Below are 19,908 nucleotides of genomic sequence, written 5' to 3' on the forward strand. Positions count from 1 at the left end.
GCCCTCGCCCTTCGGGAGAAGGGGGCAGCTCTGTAGAGCCGAGCCATGCTCGGCTGAGGCTCTACCGGTAAGGCTTCTGCCGAGCATGGCTCGGCACTACATGGTGCTTCAGCTCGCAGCGATCTAGCCCTCCCGCTCGCGGGAGAGGGGGTTGGGGTGAGGGCCGCTTTGTAGAGCCGAACCATGCTCGGCTGGGGCTCTACCCGTAAGGCCTCTGCCGAGCATGGCTCGGCACTACAGGGTGCTTCAGCTCGCAGCGATCTAGCCCCTCTCCCGCACGCGGGAGAGGGGTTGGGGTGAGGGCCGCTTTGTAGAGCCGAGCCATGCTCGGCTGGGGCTCTACCGGGAAGGCCTCTGCCGAGCATGGCTCGGCACTACATGCATCGATTTTTCCGAAATTTCGCAACAAGGTTCATGCAATAGGGGAGTGCAATACACATGTCGTTTCGCCTTTCACGCCTGCTGCCAGTGCTGTTGCTGGCAACGCTTATCAGCCTGTCACCGGCCTACGCCCAGAACAGCTACTACTTCCCCGCCGCGCAGCAGTTCGACGCGAAGGTGCCATCACCGCAGCAATTCCTTGGCTACGAGATCGGCAGCCACTACACACGCCACGACCAACTGGTTGCCTATTTCAACGAACTGGCGCGGGTTTCGGACAAGGTCAAGGTCGAGGTGATCGGCCAGAGTTATGAGCAGCGGCCGCTGCTGCTGGTGACCATCACCTCGCCGCGAAATCATGCGCGCAGCGTCGAGATCGCCGCGCAGCGACAGGCATTGATCGATCCTGCGCAGCCGCTACCGGGTGCCGATGCACCGGCAGTGGCCTGGCTGGGTTACAGCGTGCACGGCAACGAAACTTCCAGCGGTGAGGCGGCAATGCTGACCGCCTATTACCTGGCCGCCAACCAGGATGCGGAAACCGAGCGCTGGCTGGATCATGCCGTGGTGGTGATTGATCCGGCGCAGAACCCGGATGGCCGCGACCGCGCGGCAAACTGGCACAACGCCTGGGCCTCGCAACCGCCGTCGGCCGACCCGGCAGACAAGGAGCACGTGGAGCCTTTCCCCAGTGGCCGCGTCAACCACTACTTCACCGATCTCAACCGCGATTGGCTGGCCTTGTCGCAGACCGACAGCTGGCCCAAGGTTGCCGCGTTCCATCGCTGGTATCCGAACATCCAGATCGACTTCCACGAGATGGGCAAGGACAGCACGTATTACTTCGAGCCCTCGCCGAAGAGCATGGAAAGCCCGCTGCTGCCCAAGTCGTCCTACGAGGCCAACAAGTGGCTGGCGCGTTTCCATGCGCAGGCGCTGGATGCACTGGGTTCGCTGTATTACACCGGCGAGAACTTCGACAACTTCTCGCCAATCTACGGCTCGACCTACCCGGATTTCCATGGCGCGGTGGGCGTGACCGTTGAGCAGGCCAGCTCGCGTGGTCTGGTGCAGGAGTCGGTCAATGGCCCGCTGCATTTCAACTTCACCGTCCGCAACCAGGTGGCGACGGGCCTGGCCAGCGTGCGTGGTGCGGTTGAGGACAGGGATCGTCTGTTTGCCCTGCAGAAAGAGTTCTTCCGCAGCGCATTGAAGCAGGCGGCCACCTATCCGGTGAACGATTGGGTGTTTGGCGACGCGGCAGATGCCACGTTGACCAACAAGCTGCTGGCTGTGCTGTTGCAGCATCGCATCGAGGTGCATGCGCTGGCGCGTGATATTGAGGTTGATGGCAAGCGCTTTGTGGCTGGCTCGGCCTATGTGGTGCCGGCGCGGCAGCCGCAATTTCGTCTGGCGCATGCCATCTTCGAGTTCACGCCGGCAGTGAAGGGCGATGTGTTCTACAGCGGCACTTCGTACGCGGTGGCACCGGCGTATGGCCTGCGTTACGCGGGCAGCCGTGGTGCATTGCCGGGTGGTGCGCTGGTGGAAGCGGTGCCCACGCAGCAAGGTGGCATAAGTGGCGGCCGGGCAGGTTTTGCCTATGTCGCCGACGCACGTGATTTCGGCAGCTACCGTTTGTTGGGTGCCTTGCTGGGCGACGACGTGCGTGTACGCACTGCACACCAGCCGTTCACCGCCGCTACCGCCACCGGCGATGTTGCGTTCGGGCAGGGAGCGGTGGTGATTCCGGTAGCGGGACAGCGCCTGGATGGCGAAGCGCTGCAGGCCAAGGTGCTGGCCGCCGCGCAGGCGGCGGGTATTATGGTGCATGCGCTGGCCAGTGGCCGCGCTGCCAGCGGGATTGATCTGGGCAGTGACAGCGTGCGTGTTCTGCGCAAGCCGAGCATCGCGCTGGTGATGGGCGAGGGCGTATCTGCCACCGAGATCGGCTCGACCTGGTTTGCGCTGGATACCGCACTTGGCCTGCCTTCGAGCAAGATCGACCCGGTGCAGCTCGCCAGTGTCGACCTGTCGCGCTACACCTCGATCGTGCTGTCCGGTGGCAGGTACACAACGGTCAGCGATGCCGGCGTGGCAGCGCTCAAGCGTTGGATTGCTGCGGGTGGTTCGCTGGTGGTCTATGGCAGCGGCGCCCGCTGGGCGATCGACAAGGGTCTGGCCGAGGCCAAGCTGCGCGATGGCGACAAGAAGGATGATGCCGAGCGTTTGGATTTCGGTACGGTGCGTGACGTGTTCGCGCTGGGCCGTGTCAGCGGCAACATCCTCAGTGCTGATATTGATCCGACCCATCCGTTGGGCTTTGGCGTGCAGCAGCGCCGCATCTGGGTGAACAAGGAAGGCGGGCAGGTCTTGGAGCCGGCGAAGAATGCTTTCCTCAACGTGGTGAACATTGATCGCGAGCCGGTGGTGAACGGCTATCTGTCCGATGCCAACCGTGCACGTGTTGCAGGGTCGAGTTATCTTCAGGTGGTGCCGACCGGTAGCGGCAACGTGGTGTTGTTTGCTGATGACCCGGCGCATCGCAAATATTGGTATGGCACGGAGCGTCTGCTGCTCAATGCCTTGTTGCAGGCGAACTATCTGAGCACGCCCAAGCAGCGCGGGGAGTAGTGCTTGAAGCCCCTCTCCCGTTTCACGGGAGAGGGGAATCGTGGCAAGGCCAAGCAGCTTCTGTAGTGCCGAGCCATGCTCGGCAGGGGCTTTACCGCAAAGCAAAGGCTGCCCTCATCCGCCCCTGCGGGGCACCTTCTCCCGCAAGCGGGAGAAGGGACAAGCTCAAAGCCAAAGCTCAAAGCCAAAGCTCAAAGCCAAAGCTCAAAGCCAAAGCTCAAAGCCAAAGCTCAAAGCCAAAGCTCAAAGCCAAAGCTCAAAGCCAAAGCTCAAAGCCAAAGCTCAAAGCCAAAGCTCAAAGCCAAAGCTCAAAGCCAAAGCTCAAAGCCAAAGCGCAAAGCCAAAGCTCAAAGCCAAAGCTCAAAGCCAAAGCTCAAAGCCAGAGTTCAAGGCCAGAGTTCAAGGCCAGAGGGGCAAGCGCGGTGCCTGGTTCCCGACGTGGCAATGACGGCCCTTCCCTTCTCCCGCTTGCGGGAGAAGGTGCCCCGCAGGGGCGGATGAGGGGCGCTTCTACCATTGATTCGGCCGTTGCAAAAACCCCCAAAGCCAAACGCCCACAAACCAGAAAGGCCGACGCAATGCGTCGGCCTTTCCTTTGCAACTCATCTCATCCCAACAACAAGCTGGAATCAGGCGCTGGTACGGCTCTGGCCACGGCCGCCACCGCCACGACGCTGACCACCACCCGGGTGCGCATCACGACGCTGCTGGCCACTGCCGGCATTGCGCTGGCCGCCCGGCTTCTGCGGCTGGCCGCCACGGCCGCCGCGCGGCGCATCGCCGGTCGGGCGACGTGCGGCATGGCCGCCGTTGCCGCGACGCGGAGCCTTCTGGCCGCCCGGATGCTCGGCCTTGCCCGGCGCGCTGTTGCCCCAACGGATCGGAGTATGCGGCTCGAAGCCCGGTACATCGCGGATGTCCATATCGCGGTCGAGCAGACGCACGATCTGGCGCAGCAGCTTGGCTTCGTCCTGCGCAACCAGCGACACGGCTTCACCGGTCGAACCGTTGCGGCCGGTACGACCGATGCGATGCACGTAATCTTCCGGCACCATCGGCAGGTCGTAGTTGATGACCTTCGGCAGCTCGTTGATATCGATGCCGCGGGCGGCGATATCGGTGGCCACCAGCACGGTCACGCGGCCGGCCTTGAAGTCGGCCAGTGCACGCAGGCGCTGACCCTGGCTCTTGTTGCCGTGGATCGCGGCGGTCTTGATGCCGGACTTCTCCAGGAAGTCCGCCAGCTTGTCGCAACCATGCTTGGTGCGGCCGAACACCAGCGTCTGCACGCGGGAGTCCTTGGCCAGCAGGTGCAGCAGCAGCTCACGCTTGCGCGCGCCATCAACCGGATGCACACGGTGGGTGATGGTCTCGGCGACGGTGTTCTTCGGCGTAACCTGGATCTGCTCCGGGTTGTGCATGAACTCCAGTGCCAACTGCTTGATGCTTTCTTCAAACGTTGCCGAGAACAGCAGGGTCTGGCGGTTCTGGCGCGGCAGCTTGGCCAGGATGCGCTTGATCGACGGCAGGAAGCCCATGTCGAGCATGCGGTCGGCTTCGTCCAGCACCAGGATCTCGACGCCGGACAGGTCGACGCTGCGACGCTCCAGGTGGTCGATCAGGCGGCCCGGGCAGGCGACCAGCAGGTCGACGCCACGGCGCAGGATGTCCAGCTGGTTGCCCATGCCGACGCCGCCGTAGATGCAGGCGCTGGGGATGCGCAGGTACTTGCTGTAGCCGCGCAGGCTGTCATGCACCTGGGTGGCCAGTTCGCGAGTGGGGGCCAGCACCAGCGCACGCGGGCGGCGCGGGCCGTTGCCCACGCTCTGCGGCGAGGTAGCCAGGTGCTGCAGCAGCGGCAGACCAAACGCGGCGGTCTTGCCGGTACCGGTCTGGGCGCCGGCCAGCAGATCGCGGCCGTCCAGCGCAAGCGGAATGGCCTGCTCCTGGATCGGGGTCGGGTTTTCGTAACCCTGCTCGGCGAGCGCGCGCAGCAGGAAGGGCGCAAGGCCCAGGTTTTCAAACGACATGGAGTGCTCCGAAACATGAATAACGCGCGCCCGAAGGGGCTTGCGTTGCTGATCATTGAAGATCAGCTGATCTCGGAGCGTTCCCGTAAACCGCGCTGCAAGATCTGGATGCAACCAACGCGGTGCGCTGGCTGGAATGCGTGACGATAGGCGTCGGAGTGGGGGCGGGCGGGCGGATGGGCCAGATGGCCGCTGATCCTGCACCGCCGGCGGTCCCTGAGGGAAACGGACGGCCGCTGGCAGACCGCGCTAGTCTAAGGGATTGTTGGCGCAGGCACAAAAACCCCTGTTCAGCTTTCCACCGGAAGGCTGGTCGTGGCCGGCTTATTCATTACAATTGAAACTTATTTCTACGCAGACTGGACACTCCCATGAAGCTTGGTTCCCTGAAGGAAGGCGGCCGCGACGGCACCCTGATCGTGGTTTCGCGTGACCTGACCCGCGCCGTGCGGGCCACTGGCATTGCCGCCACCCTGCAGCAGGCGCTGGAGGACTGGTCCAACCTGGCGCCGCGTCTGGCCGCCCTGTCCGAGCAGCTCAACGCCGGCACTGTGGAGGGCGAGTTTGCCGTGGACATGCAGGCGCTGGCTGCGCCGTTGCCGCGTGCCTATGAGTTTGTCGATGGCAGCGCCTACCTGCCGCACGTGGCACGGGTACGCAAGGCGCGTGGTGCCGAGGTGCCGGAGAGCTTCTACACCGACCCGTTGATGTACCAGGCCACCAGCGCCGGCTTCTACGGCCCGCGCGACGCGGTCAAGGTGATCAGCGAGGACTACGGCATCGACCTGGAAGCCGAGATCGTGGTGATCACCGACGACGTGCCGATGGCGGTGACCCCGACGCAGGCCGGCGGTCATATCCAGTTGGTGGGCCTGGTCAACGACGTCAGCCTGCGCAACCTGATCCCGGGCGAGCTGGCCAAAGGCTTCGGCTTCCTGCAGTCCAAGCCGCGCTCGGCGCTGAGCCCGGTGTTCGTGACCCCGGACGAACTGGGCGCTGCCTGGCAGGACAGCAAGCTGCACCTGCCGCTGCTCACCCATATCAACGGCAAGTGGTTCGGCGCCCCGGAAGCAGGTGTCGACATGCAGTTCAACTTCGCCGAGCTGGTGGCGCACGCTGCCAAGACCCGGCCGCTGTCGGCCGGTGCCATCGTCGGCTCGGGCACCATCGCCAATGAAGACACCAGCCTGGGTGCATCCTGCTTCGCCGAACAGCGCACCGTGGAGGCACTGCGTGACGGCAAGCCGTCGACGCCTTTCATGAGTTTTGGTGACGTGGTGCGCATTGAGATGCTGGACCGTGATGGCGTCAGCATTTTTGGTGCGATTGAACAGTGCATCGAACAGGCGCCGCGCCCCTGAGGCGGCTGACAACGTGTTGGCATTGCGTTGATGGTGAAGGAATCCTCACCATCAACGGTTATTGTTGTGGCGCACGGGAAGGGGGAAATCTGACATGGAAGCAGGGCTGACGCTCTACAGTTATTGGCGCTCGAGCGCTGCTTACCGCGTGCGTATCGGCATGAATCTGAAAGGGTTGGCATACGCCGTGACGCCGGTGCACCTGGTGCGCGATGGCGGTCAGCAGCATGCAGCCGATTACGCCGCGTTGAATCCGCAGGAACTGGTGCCGACGCTGCGTCATGGCGAGCGTGTGCTGACCCAGTCGCTTGCCATTCTTGAATACCTGGACGAAGTATTCCCCGAGCCAGCGCTGTTGCCGGCCGATGCCGGCGGACGCGCCCGTGTGCGCGCGCTGGCGCAGCAGGTGGCGTGTGACATCCATCCGCTGAACAACCTGCGGGTGATGCAGTTCTTCGATCGCGAATGGAACGTGCCGCAGCCCGAGCGTGACGAATGGACGCTGCACTGGATGCGCAAGGGTTTCACCGCGCTGGAGGCCATGCTGGCAGGCTCGTTCGATACCGGCCGCTACTGCCATGGTGCCGAACCCGGGTTGGCCGATTGCTGCCTGGTGCCGCAGCTGTACAACGCCCGCCGCTTTCATCTGGACCTGGCGCCGTACCCGACATTGCAGCGGATTGAAGCGGCCTGCCTGGCCCTGCCAGCATTCGATGCCGCCCGCCCGGAAAACCAGATCGACGCGGTTTGAACGGCAGCAGGCAGGGGCGGCGGCTGATTGTGGGAGCGGCATGAGTCGCGAAGCCAGCCTCGTTCTTGTGGGAGCGGCGTAAGCCGCGAAGCCAGCATTGCTTCTGTAGGAGCGGCGTAAGCCGCGAAGCCGGCATTCCATCCGAAGCAGCAGCTAACCAAATGCCCGCCGAAGCAGGCCTGCAGCTCGGAGCCAACAATGGCTTCGCGGCTTACGCCGCTCCCACCAACATCGGTGCCGTTTCTCCGCTGCTCGGTATGTGGCTGTGGGCGCAATCTGGTTCTACCAGGCTGTTGTAGGAGCGGCGTAAGCCGCGAAGCCGGCATTCCATCCGAAGCAGCAGCTCAACCAAATGCCCGCCGAAACAAACCTGCAGCTCGGTGGAAGCAGTGGTTTCGCGACTTACGCCGCTCCTACACGAGCGGCTTGCCGCAGCTTTGACTTACCCCAAACGACAAAGCCCCGCATCGCGGGGCGTTGTCGTGGGCTACGCCGCTGGCTCAGAAGCCGTGGGTGATTGCCGCTGGTGCTGCTACCGCGAAATCCGCGTACGGGTCATGCTCGCCGCTGCCGCCTTCGGACAGGCGGAACTTCAAGGCCAGACCGTCGCGCGAGTCGGCGGCGCGCAGTGCCTCCTCCTGCTCGATGATGCCGTCCTTGGCCATGCGGAACAGGCACTGGTCGAAGCTCTGCATGCCTTCTTCCAGCGACTCTTCCATGGCCTGCTTGATCGCATGCACTTCGCCGCGGCGCAGCAGGTCGCGGATCATCGGCGTGTTGAGCAACACCTCGGTGGCCGGGCGGCGGCGGCCGTCCTTGCCCTTGACCAGGCGCTGCGAAACCACCGCGCGCAGGTTCAACGAGAGGTTCATCAACACGTTCTTGTGCGCGCTCTCGGGGAAGAAGTTGAGGATGCGCTCGATGGTCTGGTCGGCGTTGTTGGAGTGCAGCGTGGCCAGGCACAGGTGGCCGGTTTCGGCGAAGGCGATGGCCGCTTCCATGGTTTCGGCGTCCAGGATCTCGCCGATCAGGATCACGTCCGGCGCCTCACGCATCGCGTTCTTCAGCGCGTTGTGGAAGGCATGGGTGTCCAAGCCGACTTCGCGCTGGTTGACGATGGACTGCTTGTGCTTGTGCAGGAACTCGATCGGGTCCTCGATGGTGAGGATATGCCCGGTCGAGGTGCTGTTGCGGTGGTCGATCATCGAGGCCAGCGAGGTCGACTTGCCGGAGCCGGTCGAGCCGACCACCAGCACCAGCCCGCGCGGGGTCATGATCACGTCCTTCAGCACCTGCGGGAGGTTGAGCTCCTCGATGCTGGGGATGCGGCTCTTGATCGCACGGATGACCATGCCCACTTCGCCGCGCTGCTTGAACACATTGACGCGGAAACGCCCGGCGTCGGCCAGGGCGATGGCCATGTTCAGCTCCAGGTCGCGCTCGAACTGCGGCACCTGGCCCTCGTCCATCAGCGAATAGGCGATTTTCTTGACCATCCCCGGCGGCAGGCCGGTATTGCCCAGCGGGTACAACTTGCCTTCAATCTTGATGTAAACCGGCGCTCCGGTAGTCAAAAACATGTCCGAAGCGTTCTTTTCGGTCATCAGCTTCAAGAAATAGCCGATATCCATGCGCAATGTTTCCCCAACAAACGGCGGCCTGCCGTTGCAAGCACGCCTCTGGCTTGACCACAATGGCCGCGCTCAGTCACCCAAGCCACGGCTCCCCAATGAAACCTAGCTTCGCACAATTAAGACGATTCCTGTGTGTCACCGCCTGCATATTCGTGCTAAGCGGCAGCGCATTGGCACAGGATCCGGGCGCAATGGAACTGCTCACCGCACAACAGGCCGTGGAGAAGGCTGACCGCGCCGACGCCGACCAATACGCGCCGGACATGATGGCCATGGCCCGCCAGCAACTGGGCCAGGCCCAGCAGGCCGCAGGTGATCGCCGGCTGCGCAAGCAGGCGCCGGTGCTGGCGCTGCGTGCGGCAGCCGACGCCGATCTGGCGCGGGCGCAGAGCGAGGAAGCGGTTGCGCAGGCCCAGTTGGCCCAGCGCAAGGCCGAGGTTGCCCAGCTGCAACGCCAGTTGGCGACAGGGGAGGGACGTTGATGCGGATCAGGAATCTGGTGGTCGTAGGCCTGCTGGCCATGCCGATGCTAGCGCTGGCGGCGGAAGACCCGGCAGTGGCTGGCTTGAACCAGCGGCTGCTGACGCTGCAGGCGGACATGGCCACGGCCGATGTGGCGCCGTTTGAAAAGCTGCAGGCGCAGCAGGCCATTGCGGCGCTGGCCAAGGCCAAGCGCAAGGACGTGGAAGATGCCCGTTATCTGGCCGAGCGCCGGGTTGCCATTGCCGAGGCGGCCAGCCGCACCGCGCTGGCACGGCGCGAAATCGACCAGCTCGAGCGCACCCGCAGCGAGCTGCTGATCGAGGCCAGCCGCCGGGATGCGGCCCGCGCCCGACAGGAAGCGGAGCAGTTGCGCGTGCAGACCCAGATCCAGGCCGAGGAAGCTGAGCGCCTGCGCCTGGCTGCCGAAGCCGAGACCCTGGCCCGCCAGGACGCCGAAACCGCGCTCACCAGCGTTGCCGGCCGTCAGCAGCAGCGCCTGAGTGCCGCCCAGCAGAACGCGGCCAAGCTGGCCCGCGAAGAGGCCGAGCTGGTGTCCGGGCAGAAGCTGCCTGCATCAAAGTTCGATGGACGCGGCGAGGTCTATACCTTTGCCGGTGATGCCTTCGCCGCCGGCCAGGCGGCGCTGTCCGGCGGTGCCCGCAACCAGGCCAAGGCACTGGCCGAATACCTGAACATCGGCAAGAAGGGCCGGGTCACGATCGAGGCTTACGACAGTGCCAACGGGGTGGGCCAACGCCGTGCGCAGGCACTCAAGGACGCGTTGGTCGAGGCCGGTGTGGCTGCCAGCCGGATCCAGGTGACGGGCAAGAAGGCGGCCTCCACACGGGCCCGTTCAGCCGAAGTGATTATTGCCCCGTAACAAACTTAAACGGCTGAACTTGTTAGGTTTTTGTCATTCGGTCATGGCTGAATGTGGCCCAGTCTGGATATTCAGGAAACGTTCCCGCAGAACCCTTGCCGGAACCTTTTTGCAGGCGTAGGGTCAATTGTCCGGGCGGCAACTCCGTCGCCCGGACAACGGAGGGCCGAGCCGGTGCAAGCGTGGCGCGAACCAGTAACCGAAGGCATCTGGCAGGTTGGCCAGAGCACGGTGGGTGGTGCCGGCTTGGGCGGTCACGGCTTTCCAATCCAGCAACGCCCCGTGCCAGCCGGCCGGGGCGTTCTTGTTTCTGCATGAAGGAGGTAGTCATGTTCGAAGGGCAGCCGCAGAGTGAAATCGACGCATTGGCCAAGGCCAACCCGGAGTTCAAGCAGCTCTACCAACAGCATAAGAAGCTGAACAAGAAATGCATGGACGCGGAGCTGGGTGTGCTCCCGATTGATGGGGTCACCCTGGGACAGATGAAACGGGAAAAACTGCTGGCCAAGCAGAAGCTCCTGCGGATTTACGAAAACAGCCTCAACTAAACCTTCCCCACGCTTTACCGCTTATGTCGCGGACGGTGGCGGCCTCCTCGTCGGCCGCCATTGTCCGCGTCACTTGGCAGAGCAGTTCCGGTGCCGGAAAGCGTCATTAACTGACTTTCCTGCACAACCATCGGATAATCATCGGTCCGGCCGCTTGCGGCGCGATCTGAACCAAACCGATGCCCATCCATTCCTCCATCCTCGAACTCATCGGCAATACGCCCATCATCAAGGCCCAGCGCCTGGATGTCGGCGTGTGCGAGCTGTACCTCAAGATGGAGAGCGCCAACCCGGGCGGGTCGATCAAGGACCGCATTGGCTTGTCGATGATCGAGGCGGCCGAAAAGCGCGGGGATCTCAAGCCTGGTGCGACGCTGGTCGAAGGCACCGCCGGCAATACCGGCCTGGGCTTGGCGCTGGTGGCGCAGCAGAAGGGCTACAAGCTGATCCTCGTGGTTCCCGACAAGATGAGCCGGGAAAAGATCTTCAACCTGAAGGCAATGGGCGCCGAAGTGGTGCTGACCCGTTCGGACGTGGCCAAGGGCCACCCGGAGTACTACCAGGACCTGGCAAAGACCGTCGCCGACCGTACCCCGGGCGCCTACTTCATTAACCAGTTTGGCAACCCCGACAACCCGGCCGCGCACGAGTTCGGCACCGGCCCGGAGATCATCGAGCAGATGGGCGGTGACCTGGACGCCATCGTGTTTGGCTGCGGTAGCTCCGGCACCATGACCGGCCTGTCGCGCGCCTTCGCCAAGCTCTCGCCCAAGACCGAGCTGGTGCTGGCCGACCCGGTCGGCTCGATCCTGGCCGAGTACATCAACGAGGGCACGCTGAACGAAAAGTCCGGCAGCTGGCTGGTGGAAGGCATCGGCGAGGATTTCCTGCCGGACATCTCCGATTTCAGCCGGGTCAAGAAGGCTTATGCCATCACTGATGCCGAGAGCTTCCACACCGCGCGCGAGCTGCTGGGCAAGGAAGGCATCCTCGGTGGCTCCTCCACCGGCACCCTGCTGGCCGCCGCGTTGAAGTACTGCCGCGAGCAGACCACGCCGAAGAAGGTTCTGGTGCTGGTGCCGGATACCGGCAACAAGTACCTGTCCAAGATGTACAACGATTACTGGATGCTGGACAACGGTTTCCTGGAGCGCCCGCAGTTCGGCGACCTGCGCGACCTGATCCTGCGCCCCTACAGCCAGCGCGACACCGTGGTGGTGAGCCCGAAGGACCTGCTGACCACTGCCTACCAGCGCATGAAGCTGTATGACGTGTCGCAGCTGCCGGTGATGGATGGCAGCCAGCTGGTCGGCATCATCGATGAAAGCGACGTGCTGCTGCACGTCTACGGCGACGAAGCCCGCTTCCGCGACCCAGTCTCGGTGGCCATGGTCAGCAAGCTGGACCGGCTGGACGTCAAGTCGCCGATCGAGGCCCTGCTGCCGGTGTTCGACCGCGGCCAGGTGGCGATCATCACCGATGGTGACGCCTTCCTCGGTCTGATCACCCGCATCGACCTGCTGAACTACCTGCGTCGCCGCGTTCAGTAAGCGCGGCTGGTCCCCTCGTAAGAGGGGGCCACGGTAGATTCAGACAGCACTGATAGAATTTCGCCTCTTTAGCTGGAAGCCCTTATGACGGATCAGCATTCACGCAGCCAGGACGGCGAGCGCGCTTTGTCGCTTGCCACGTTGGCCATCCATGGCGGGCAGTCGCCTGACCCCAGCACCGGCGCAGTCATGCCGCCGATCTATGCCACCTCGACCTATGCACAGTCCAGCCCGGGCGAGCATCAGGGTTTTGAGTACTCGCGCACGCATAACCCGACCCGTTTCGCCTACGAGCGTTGCGTGGCCTCGCTGGAAGGCGGTACGCGCGGCTTCGCCTTTGCTTCGGGCATGGCGGCCAGCTCCACCGTGATCGAACTGCTGGATGCCGGCAGCCACGTGGTGGCGATGGATGACATCTACGGCGGCAGTTTCCGCCTGTTCGAGCGGGTGCGTCGCCGCACCGCCGCGCTGGATTTCAGCTTCGTCGACCTGACCGACCTGGCCACGTTCGAGGCTGCGATCACGCCCAAGACCAAGATGGTGTGGATCGAGACCCCGACCAACCCGATGCTGAAGATCGTCGACATCGCTGCGGTGGCCGCCATCGCCAAGCGCCACGGCCTGATCGTGGTGGTGGACAACACCTTCGCCTCGCCGATGCTGCAGCGCCCGCTGGAACTTGGCGCGGACCTGGTGTTGCATTCGGCCACCAAGTACCTCAACGGCCATTCCGACATGGTCGGTGGCATGGTGGTGGTGGGTGACAACGCCGAACTGGCCGAGCAGATGGCCTTCCTGCAGAACTCCATCGGTGGCGTGCAAGGCCCGTTTGACAGCTTCCTGGCCCTGCGTGGCCTGAAGACCCTGCCGCTGCGCATGAAGGCGCATTGCGCCAATGCGATGGAACTGGCTACCTGGCTGGAAACCCATCCTGCCGTCGAGAAGGTGATCTACCCGGGCCTGGCCTCGCACCCGCAGCATGAACTGGCGGGCAAGCAGATGGCCGGCTACGGCGGCATCGTCTCGATCGTGCTCAAGGGCGGTTTCGAAGCTGCCAAGCGTTTCTGCGAGCGCACCGAACTGTTCACCCTGGCCGAATCCCTCGGCGGCGTGGAAAGCCTGGTCAACCACCCGGCAGTGATGACCCACGCCTCGATTCCCGTCGCCCGCCGCGAGCAGCTGGGCATCAGCGATGCGCTGGTGCGGTTGAGCGTGGGGGTTGAGGATGTGGAGGATTTGCGGGTGGATTTGGGGCAGGCGCTTGCCGATTGATCTCGGTTGCGGGTGATCAGCTTTGCGCATCGCCTTCTTATGCAGGAGGGGTGCTGTCTCCAGAATCCAGGAAATCCAAGAATGTTCAACTCAAGTCAATCGATGAGTCTTGCGCCCAAGACCGCGCTCAGTTCGATGATCCGTCACCGAGCGCTCATTATTGAGATGGTCAAGCGTGAGGTGGTTGGTCGCTATCGTGGCTCTGCAATGGGGCTGCTCTGGTCTTTCTTTACGCCTGTACTGATGTTGATCGTCTATACCTTTGTCTTCAGTGTGGTGTTTCGAGCACGTTGGGCAGGCGGGTCGGGATCGAAGACCGAGTTTGCGGTGGTTTTATTTGTCGGCATGATGATTTTCGGGCTGTTTTCGGAGTGCATCAATCGTGCACCCTCTCTTATTTTGTCCAACGCCAATTACGTCAAAAAGGTCATCTTCCCCCTCGAGATATTGCCAATCGTTTCGTTGGGAGCGGCGCTTTTCCACTTCGTCGTCAGTATGCTGGTCTGGATTATTTTCTATCTGGTCCTTTTTGGTATTCCCGCCGTCCAGGCACTCTGGCTGCCGGTGGCGATCGCCCCTCTCTTGATCATGTGCCTTGGTCTTTCCTGGTTCCTTGCGTCCTTGGGTGTGTATCTGCGCGATGTAGGACAGATAATTGGTGTGGTAACTACGGCACTAATGTTCATGTCGCCAGTTTTTTTTCCGATGGTGGCGATGCCAGAGGAATTTCGTCCTTATCTTCATCTGAGTCCGCTCACCTATTTCATTGAGCAGTCACGGGCGCTGCTTGTCTGGCACGGGGACATGCAATGGGGCACCTGGCTCAAAATGCTCGGTTTGTCGCTGGTGATTGCGGCATTGGGATTTGCTTGGTTCCAGAAGACCAGGAAGGGTTTCGCAGATGTCATCTGACAACGCCATCGAAGTAAGTGGGCTCAGCAAGTACTATCAGATCTACGACAAGCCCCGTGATCGCCTGATGCAGATGTTGTTCGGACGCGGCGGAAGGCGCTTCTATCAGGAGTTCTGGGCGTTACGTGATATTTCCTTCAGCATCCCCAAGGGGCAGGTCTACGGAATTCTCGGCAAGAACGGTGCGGGTAAATCGACACTTCTGCAGATAATCTGCGGGACGCTTGCCGCATCATCGGGAGAGGCAAGGGTAGCGGGGCGTGTTTCTGCGCTGCTTGAATTGGGCTCCGGATTCAATCCGGAGTTCACTGGTATCGAAAACATCTACATGAATGCTCAGCTGCTTGGCCTGACCCGATCCGAGGTCGACAAGAAGTTGGATAAAATTCTCGCGTTCGCGGACATTGGCGATCATGTGCATCAGCCGGTGAAAACCTATTCGAGCGGCATGTTTGCGCGATTGGCATTCTCGGTGGCAATCCATGTCGACCCAGACATCCTGATCGTCGATGAGACCTTGAGCGTCGGTGATGCTTGGTTCCAGCATAAAAGCATGGCACGCATGCGCAAACTCATGGAAAGCGGCTGCACTGTTTTGTTTGTAAGCCACTCAATCGATGCTGTTCGTGCACTCTGTGATCACGCGATCTGGATTGATGGCGGCGCGCTGAAGATGCAGGGTAATGTCACTGAAGTCACAAATGCCTACATGAATGACGTATTTGTTGAACACAACAAGATCATTCTAGAGGCCAATGAGGTCAGTGCCGAATCACCGTCTGTTCGTCTGGTAGACGCCGTAATCGGTGGTTCAATTGCCAGTGAACCCGCTGAATTGATACTTGGTAGTGCTGGCGTGCCTGTTGATGGCGCAGTACTGAAAGTGCATGCGGTTCAGCTGCTGAATGCCGACGGAGAGCCAACTGACCGTATCGAGCAACGTGATGAGTTCTCTCTTGCCGTGGATATAAATTTTCACAAGGCATTGAAGAACGTAAGTGTCGGATTCTTGATAAAGGATCAGTTCGGCCAAGAGCTCACTGGTGAGAGCATTTTCAACGCGTTCCGCAAGGGGCTTGACGTTTCCGCAGGGCAGGCCCTGCGTGTACGCTTCGCCGGGCCGAATCTGCTAAGAGGTGGGCAGTCCTACTCGATTGCCATTCGTATCAATCAGGTGAGCCGATGGGATCGCAGCGACAACGTCGTTATTTATGCGGACGAGCTAGCTGCAGTTTTTGACGTGCTCACGGACAATGATGAGCCAATGTGGTTCAAATTCAGGATGCCCTTCAAGGTGGAGTGCGAGTGATGCATATGGACGTTAGCGTTGTACTGAATCTTCATCGGGAAGCATTGCTGGTTACCCCTACTCTGCTGTCGCTGAACCAGTGCGCGTATGCAGCCAGGGAGGCCGGTATCTCAGTGGAGCTGATCGCGGTATTCGACCGTTCGGACGAAGCTACGCTGCGGGCCTTCAACGCGCAGAAGCTCGCGAACTTTGATCGTGTCGAAATCATTGAGGTCGATGTCGGTTCATTGGGCCTAGCTAGAAATGCCGGTATTGAGCGGGCAACGGGCGATTACATCTGGACGTCGGACGCCGACGATCTGGTGTCGTCCAATTCGATCGTTTCGCTGCTGCGGGCTGCTCGCCAGCATGATAATCCGAACGTTGTTGTTTTCATCGAGTACCTTTGCGCCTTCGGTGATCGTTACCACAATGTCCGGTATTTTGATTCAAAATATCTGACTGCTGCTGATTTCGCGCTGCAGCATCCGTATATATCGCGGGTCTTTCTGCCTCGTTCGGTATTTGATCATCTCAAGTACGATGATCTACGGGTGGCTTCCGGGTTTGCTTACGAAGACTGGCATTTCAATGCCGGGCTACGGGCGCGCGGCTACGAAATGATCGTTGCTCCGAACACCGTGATCTTCTACAGGCAGCGCAGCGGTAGCCTATTGCGTCAAGCTGACGCCGCATCCGCCCGCTTGGTACCGCATGGACTTTTGTTCGACCCTGCCGTATTCCTTGCTGATATGCAGCGATGCCGCGCGAATGCCGGAGACTGGTCCAAATTTGTCCGTGAACGACAGGAAATTTTTGCGGCCGATAGCACTAGATCGTTCACTGCTTCGGAGGAGCTTAGGGGCTACCTCCGGCAAGCAGTCGCAATCGAACCCGAGATCGAACCTGATCGGGTTGAATCGGCTGTCAGTTATAGCCCCATGCCTTGGAGTCCAGCGCACTGGGGAATGCAGCTCGAGTCGCTGTACCGAATGATAGGCGCTGGTCAGTTCACAGACGTGGTGTTGCTGCCTTGGCTGCGCCCTGGTGGCGGAGAGAAATATATTCTCCAGATACTGGATGCGATTGCGGAACGGGAGCCTGGCGCACGCTTTCTGTTCATTACCGGGGAGTCTGCAGCACGCCACGAATGGATGGCGCGGCTGCCTGCCGGGAGTGTCTTCGTCGATATATTCAATGCTTTTCCCTCATTGAATGAGGTCGAACGCGACGCTATGTTGATTCGCGCGTTGTTGGCGGTTTCCTCGAGCAATGCGCGTCTGCATGTGAAGTCCTCGGGCTTCACTCATCGGCTGCTGGATTCGTTCGCTGCGGTGATGTCGACGAGCTTTCGTATTGTGTACTACCGTTTCTGCGACGCGACATATAGTTGGGACGGGCGGATATTACGTGGGCCGTGGGGACTACGGGTGATGCGTCAGCACCTCCCCGGGTTCTGGAAAGTCGTCACTGACTGTCAATCTGTCGTTAGTGAAGATCAGGCATTTTTGGGTCCTCTACCAAGCTATGAGGTGATTTACGCAAAGTGCGACTTGCATCCTGCGTCCGTTCACCAGCAGGGTCCGCAGATGCGCTTGCTCTGGGCCTCCCGAGTGGATGTCCAGAAGCGACCGGAGCGATTGACTAAAATTGTCCACGCGCTGCAAGAGGCGGGGTTGAATGTTTCAATCGATGCTTACGGTTCAGCGGATCCTGGGCTCGACACAAAGGCAATCTTCACTACGACTGAAGCAAGAGTTGACTATCGAGGCGGGTTTTCTGTGTTGTCGGATCTGCCACTGGCTAAGTACGATGCGTTCATCTATACCAGCGACTTTGACGGTCTTCCTAATATTCTGCTTGAGATGATGGGAGCAGGATTGCCTGCCATCGCGCCGGATGTTGGTGGTATTCGAGAGGTCGTCATCGATGGTGTGACTGGCAAGCTCGTGAAAGGATTGGACGAAGTGGAGTTGATTGCTGCCTATGTGAAGGCAGTGGCCGAAATCTATCTGGACTGGGAGGCGACACGTCAATGTGGGCTTCAGGCACGTGAACTGATTCGATCGCAACATGGTCAGGGTGGTTTTGTTGAACGGGTGGCAGAGGCTCTCGATATTCGTCGTTTGGATTTGAGTAAGGTTGCTTGATGTCGAAAATTCTATTTTACGCTGATGCTGAAAGTATCGAGGTTCTCCGCTCTGGCCGGTCCAAAGCGGTGATGCTAGGCAGCGACTTTGGTTATGGTAATTTCGGCGACGTGCTTCAGCACGTAGGCACTGCATCTAGACTAAGAGAAACGACGTCGCGAGATTTGGTTTCCATTTTTGCGCTGGAGGCAATCTCTAGATTCGTCTCGGCAGCTGCGCTGAGGCAGGTCTATAAGGTAGATGCGTTGGCATTTGTCGCTTCGGAGCCCCTCAGTCGTGAGGATCTTGCCCGGTTGGGTCTTCAGCAAGTTTTGGTCGTCAGGAATGTTTCCCTAATCCATCTCTACGGTGGCGGGTTCTTGAATGAGATGTGGGGGGATTTCTCTCTTCAGATTGCTGAGCTGCTTTTGCAGCGGTTGCCCAGTGCTGTTTACGTGATATCGGGGCAGCAGGTTTCTTCTGGATATTCACCGCGCGTAGCTGAGCACATCGAGAAGTTCAAGCCGTTGCTTGTGGGCGTACGTGATCGCGATTCGCTCCGTAATGTCCAAGAGCACGGTGTTGCGGCGGTGTTCTCTTTCGATGATGCTGTTGAGCAGCTGCTTTCATTGTCTCGCCTGTTCCGCGTGGAGCGCGGTGCGGGGGCTTTCATCCACCTGAATTCTTCCGGGTACACCGGTAACGATTCGGCCCTGTCTGAAATGACGCAGCACCTCGCTCTAGTGGCTGACCGCGTTGGACAAGCAGAGCTGCCAGTGCTGTTCCAGGCATTCCAAGACGGGCGCGAAGAGGTGGTCGATTCCATCGAGACCGTCAAGCGGTTGGAACGGGCGTTCCCATTTGCAGGGACCCAAACCGAGCTGCTGGTAGAGGCGATTCTGGCTCCGCAGAACAAGTGGTCGCAACGTGTTCTAAGGGGGGAGTTCGGGTATTCCTGCTCTTATCACATCACTATGTGGCTCCAACTCAACGGGGTGCCCTGCTGGTTGCGCGGGAGCAATGGATACTACGACCAGAAGCGCCGGTCCCTTGGCGTACAGGGGAGTTTTGAGACATTCCTGGAAACGCTACCGAAGGTCGATCATGGGGCTAATTTGGAGGCTCGTAGCGCGTGGCTTCATAGGCTGGATGCGGTGGTGGGTGGCGCGGGCGACTTGCAGAACCGCGCAGAGTGGGAAGCGGTGTCCGACGGTAGCAGGGAGTTCTATTTCAAGGGGGAACCCCGCCTCGAGACGCGTCTTGGCACCATGTGGTGCGAAGTTCGCAAACAGCAGGAGGAAAGAGGGCGACTGCTGGAGGACTTGGAGCGTCTGAAGAGTGAGGCCCGCGCAGAATATGAGCGACGGAGTGCGCTTGAAGATGCATTTGGGCGAAATAGTCAGGAACTGGAAATTGCACAGATGGAGTGTGCATCTCTGAAAGAAAAGGCCGGCTCTGCCGAGGCGCAGCGAGATGCCATTGAGAAGGAGCTGCACGCTGCACGGATTGAGCGTGAGGCTTTGATCAGCAATGCAGAGGCAGCCGTGGTTCAGCGAGAGGTAATGGAATATGAGCTGGCAGCGGCACAGGCCGCACAGGTGGAGGCGCAGGCTACTTTGATTCGTCTCTTCGACGAGTCTCAGTCCGTGTCAGCACGCATCGCTTCTGTGCAGTTTGTGCATGAGTATGTCAAGGACCAGCAGGCGATACTTGAGTCAAGATTGCTCGCCTGCAGCGAGCAATTAACAGCTGTAGGTCATGAAGCTCGGCGTTACAGGCAGGAGGCTGAAGCCGAGCATGATGCGCGTATCAGTCTTTCAATCCGCGAATATGAGGCCAATAATAAGCTTGGTGACGTATTAGCAAGCAGATCCTGGCGGTGGACACGTCCATTGAGAGCATTCAATCGTTTCGTAGCAACACGTCGATTTGATGCAAAAGGAGATGTCGGCTTGTTTGAAGCAGTTCGTCTGGTTGGCAGCCGATTGCCCATCCCTCGGTCTTGGAAATCTCAGCTAGGAAACTGGTTGCGGAGGATGCGCAGGCGCTAAGCGC

General features: G+C 60.6%; 15 protein-coding genes. 13 read left to right on the plus strand and 2 right to left on the minus strand.

The annotated features are described in order from the left end of the window. The first annotated feature begins 438 nt into the window (after positions 1–438). Both BCV67_RS12565 and BCV67_RS20155 read left to right on the plus strand, forming a co-directional pair. Positions 439–3,015 carry a M14 family zinc carboxypeptidase gene (locus tag BCV67_RS12565; RefSeq protein ID WP_062169519.1) on the plus strand — a complete coding sequence of 859 codons (2,577 nt, stop codon included), beginning with the start codon at positions 439–441 and terminating at the stop codon, positions 3,013–3,015. Between the two features lie 40 nt (positions 3,016–3,055). Continuing rightward, the gene (locus tag BCV67_RS20155; RefSeq protein ID WP_156455873.1) at positions 3,056–3,463 is read left to right on the plus strand and encodes a hypothetical protein; all 408 of its coding nucleotides are present in this window, start codon (positions 3,056–3,058) and stop codon (positions 3,461–3,463) included. A gap of 181 nt (positions 3,464–3,644) precedes the next feature. Here the strand turns inward: BCV67_RS20155 and BCV67_RS12570 are convergent, their stop codons facing one another. Next, positions 3,645–5,045, minus strand: a complete 1,401-nt coding sequence (locus BCV67_RS12570; protein ID WP_062169517.1) for a DEAD/DEAH box helicase — start codon at positions 5,043–5,045, stop codon at positions 3,645–3,647. Positions 5,046–5,416: 371 nt separating this feature from the next. Here BCV67_RS12570 and BCV67_RS12575 point away from each other — a divergent pair, with 371 nt between their 5' ends. Both BCV67_RS12575 and maiA read left to right on the plus strand, forming a co-directional pair. Next, positions 5,417–6,406, plus strand: a complete 990-nt coding sequence (locus BCV67_RS12575) for a fumarylacetoacetate hydrolase family protein (protein ID WP_062169515.1) — start codon at positions 5,417–5,419, stop codon at positions 6,404–6,406. Positions 6,407–6,500: 94 nt separating this feature from the next. Continuing rightward, complete coding sequence (gene maiA, locus BCV67_RS12580) at positions 6,501–7,157, plus strand: maleylacetoacetate isomerase (RefSeq protein ID WP_062169513.1); 657 nt, start codon at positions 6,501–6,503, stop codon at positions 7,155–7,157. A 500-nt stretch (positions 7,158–7,657) separates the two neighbouring features. On the opposite strand, the gene BCV67_RS12585 is transcribed toward maiA, so the two are convergent. Next, the gene (locus tag BCV67_RS12585) at positions 7,658–8,788 is read right to left on the minus strand and encodes a PilT/PilU family type 4a pilus ATPase (protein ID WP_062169511.1); all 1,131 of its coding nucleotides are present in this window, start codon (positions 8,786–8,788) and stop codon (positions 7,658–7,660) included. 98 nt (positions 8,789–8,886) lie between these two features. Here BCV67_RS12585 and BCV67_RS12590 point away from each other — a divergent pair, with 98 nt between their 5' ends. The 9 genes from BCV67_RS12590 to BCV67_RS12630 all read left to right on the plus strand — a co-directional run bounded on the left by BCV67_RS12590 (position 8,887) and on the right by BCV67_RS12630 (position 19,904). After that, positions 8,887–9,273, plus strand: a complete 387-nt coding sequence (locus BCV67_RS12590; protein WP_062169509.1) for a DUF4398 domain-containing protein — start codon at positions 8,887–8,889, stop codon at positions 9,271–9,273. Beyond that, positions 9,273–10,154 (plus strand): OmpA family protein, encoded by an 882-nt coding sequence (locus BCV67_RS12595; RefSeq protein WP_062169507.1) that lies wholly within the window; start codon positions 9,273–9,275, stop codon positions 10,152–10,154. The genes BCV67_RS12590 and BCV67_RS12595 overlap by 1 nt, the downstream gene beginning before the upstream one ends. A gap of 329 nt (positions 10,155–10,483) precedes the next feature. Next, positions 10,484–10,702, plus strand: coding sequence for a YdcH family protein (locus BCV67_RS12600; RefSeq protein WP_057627287.1), 219 nt, complete (start codon positions 10,484–10,486; stop codon positions 10,700–10,702). 179 nt (positions 10,703–10,881) lie between these two features. Then, positions 10,882–12,252: a pyridoxal-phosphate dependent enzyme gene (locus BCV67_RS12605; RefSeq protein WP_062169505.1), complete on the plus strand. Its 1,371-nt coding sequence runs from the start codon at positions 10,882–10,884 to the stop codon at positions 12,250–12,252. A gap of 84 nt (positions 12,253–12,336) precedes the next feature. Further along, entirely contained in the window at positions 12,337–13,524 is a 1,188-nt protein-coding gene (locus BCV67_RS12610) for a cystathionine gamma-synthase (RefSeq protein ID WP_062169503.1), read from the plus strand. An 81-nt stretch (positions 13,525–13,605) separates the two neighbouring features. Beyond that, a complete protein-coding gene (locus BCV67_RS12615; RefSeq protein WP_231732398.1) occupies positions 13,606–14,436 on the plus strand; it encodes an ABC transporter permease in 831 nt (276 codons plus the stop codon). Continuing rightward, positions 14,426–15,745, plus strand: a complete 1,320-nt coding sequence (locus BCV67_RS12620) for an ABC transporter ATP-binding protein (RefSeq protein WP_062169501.1) — start codon at positions 14,426–14,428, stop codon at positions 15,743–15,745. The genes BCV67_RS12615 and BCV67_RS12620 overlap by 11 nt, the downstream gene beginning before the upstream one ends. Beyond that, complete coding sequence (locus tag BCV67_RS12625; RefSeq protein WP_062169499.1) at positions 15,745–17,874, plus strand: glycosyltransferase; 2,130 nt, start codon at positions 15,745–15,747, stop codon at positions 17,872–17,874. The genes BCV67_RS12620 and BCV67_RS12625 overlap by 1 nt, the downstream gene beginning before the upstream one ends. Further along, entirely contained in the window at positions 17,874–19,904 is a 2,031-nt protein-coding gene (locus tag BCV67_RS12630) for a hypothetical protein (protein ID WP_062169497.1), read from the plus strand. Before BCV67_RS12625 ends, BCV67_RS12630 begins: the two co-directional genes overlap by 1 nt. Positions 19,905–19,908: the final 4 nt, after the last annotated feature.

Source organism: Stenotrophomonas nitritireducens (assembly GCF_001700965.1).
In the GTDB taxonomy this organism is placed as follows: Bacteria; Pseudomonadota; Gammaproteobacteria; order Xanthomonadales; family Xanthomonadaceae; genus Stenotrophomonas; species Stenotrophomonas nitritireducens_A.

What these genes read in the sequence shown, in the direction of transcription:
- BCV67_RS12565 (WP_062169519.1), top strand. Translation starts at nt 439, where the DNA reads ATGTCGTTTCGCCTTTCACGCCTGCTGCCAGTGCTGTTGCTGGCAACG.
- BCV67_RS12570 (WP_062169517.1), bottom strand. Translation starts at nt 5,045, where the DNA reads ATGTCGTTTGAAAACCTGGGCCTTGCGCCCTTCCTGCTGCGCGCGCTC.
- BCV67_RS12575 (WP_062169515.1), top strand. Translation starts at nt 5,417, where the DNA reads ATGAAGCTTGGTTCCCTGAAGGAAGGCGGCCGCGACGGCACCCTGATC.
- maiA (WP_062169513.1), top strand. Translation starts at nt 6,501, where the DNA reads ATGGAAGCAGGGCTGACGCTCTACAGTTATTGGCGCTCGAGCGCTGCT.
- BCV67_RS12585 (WP_062169511.1), bottom strand. Translation starts at nt 8,788, where the DNA reads ATGGATATCGGCTATTTCTTGAAGCTGATGACCGAAAAGAACGCTTCG.
- BCV67_RS12590 (WP_062169509.1), top strand. Translation starts at nt 8,887, where the DNA reads ATGAAACCTAGCTTCGCACAATTAAGACGATTCCTGTGTGTCACCGCC.
- BCV67_RS12595 (WP_062169507.1), top strand. Translation starts at nt 9,273, where the DNA reads ATGCGGATCAGGAATCTGGTGGTCGTAGGCCTGCTGGCCATGCCGATG.
- BCV67_RS12600 (WP_057627287.1), top strand. Translation starts at nt 10,484, where the DNA reads ATGTTCGAAGGGCAGCCGCAGAGTGAAATCGACGCATTGGCCAAGGCC.
- BCV67_RS12605 (WP_062169505.1), top strand. Translation starts at nt 10,882, where the DNA reads ATGCCCATCCATTCCTCCATCCTCGAACTCATCGGCAATACGCCCATC.
- BCV67_RS12610 (WP_062169503.1), top strand. Translation starts at nt 12,337, where the DNA reads ATGACGGATCAGCATTCACGCAGCCAGGACGGCGAGCGCGCTTTGTCG.
- BCV67_RS12615 (WP_231732398.1), top strand. Translation starts at nt 13,606, where the DNA reads ATGTTCAACTCAAGTCAATCGATGAGTCTTGCGCCCAAGACCGCGCTC.
- BCV67_RS12620 (WP_062169501.1), top strand. Translation starts at nt 14,426, where the DNA reads ATGTCATCTGACAACGCCATCGAAGTAAGTGGGCTCAGCAAGTACTAT.
- BCV67_RS12625 (WP_062169499.1), top strand. Translation starts at nt 15,745, where the DNA reads ATGCATATGGACGTTAGCGTTGTACTGAATCTTCATCGGGAAGCATTG.
- BCV67_RS12630 (WP_062169497.1), top strand. Translation starts at nt 17,874, where the DNA reads ATGTCGAAAATTCTATTTTACGCTGATGCTGAAAGTATCGAGGTTCTC.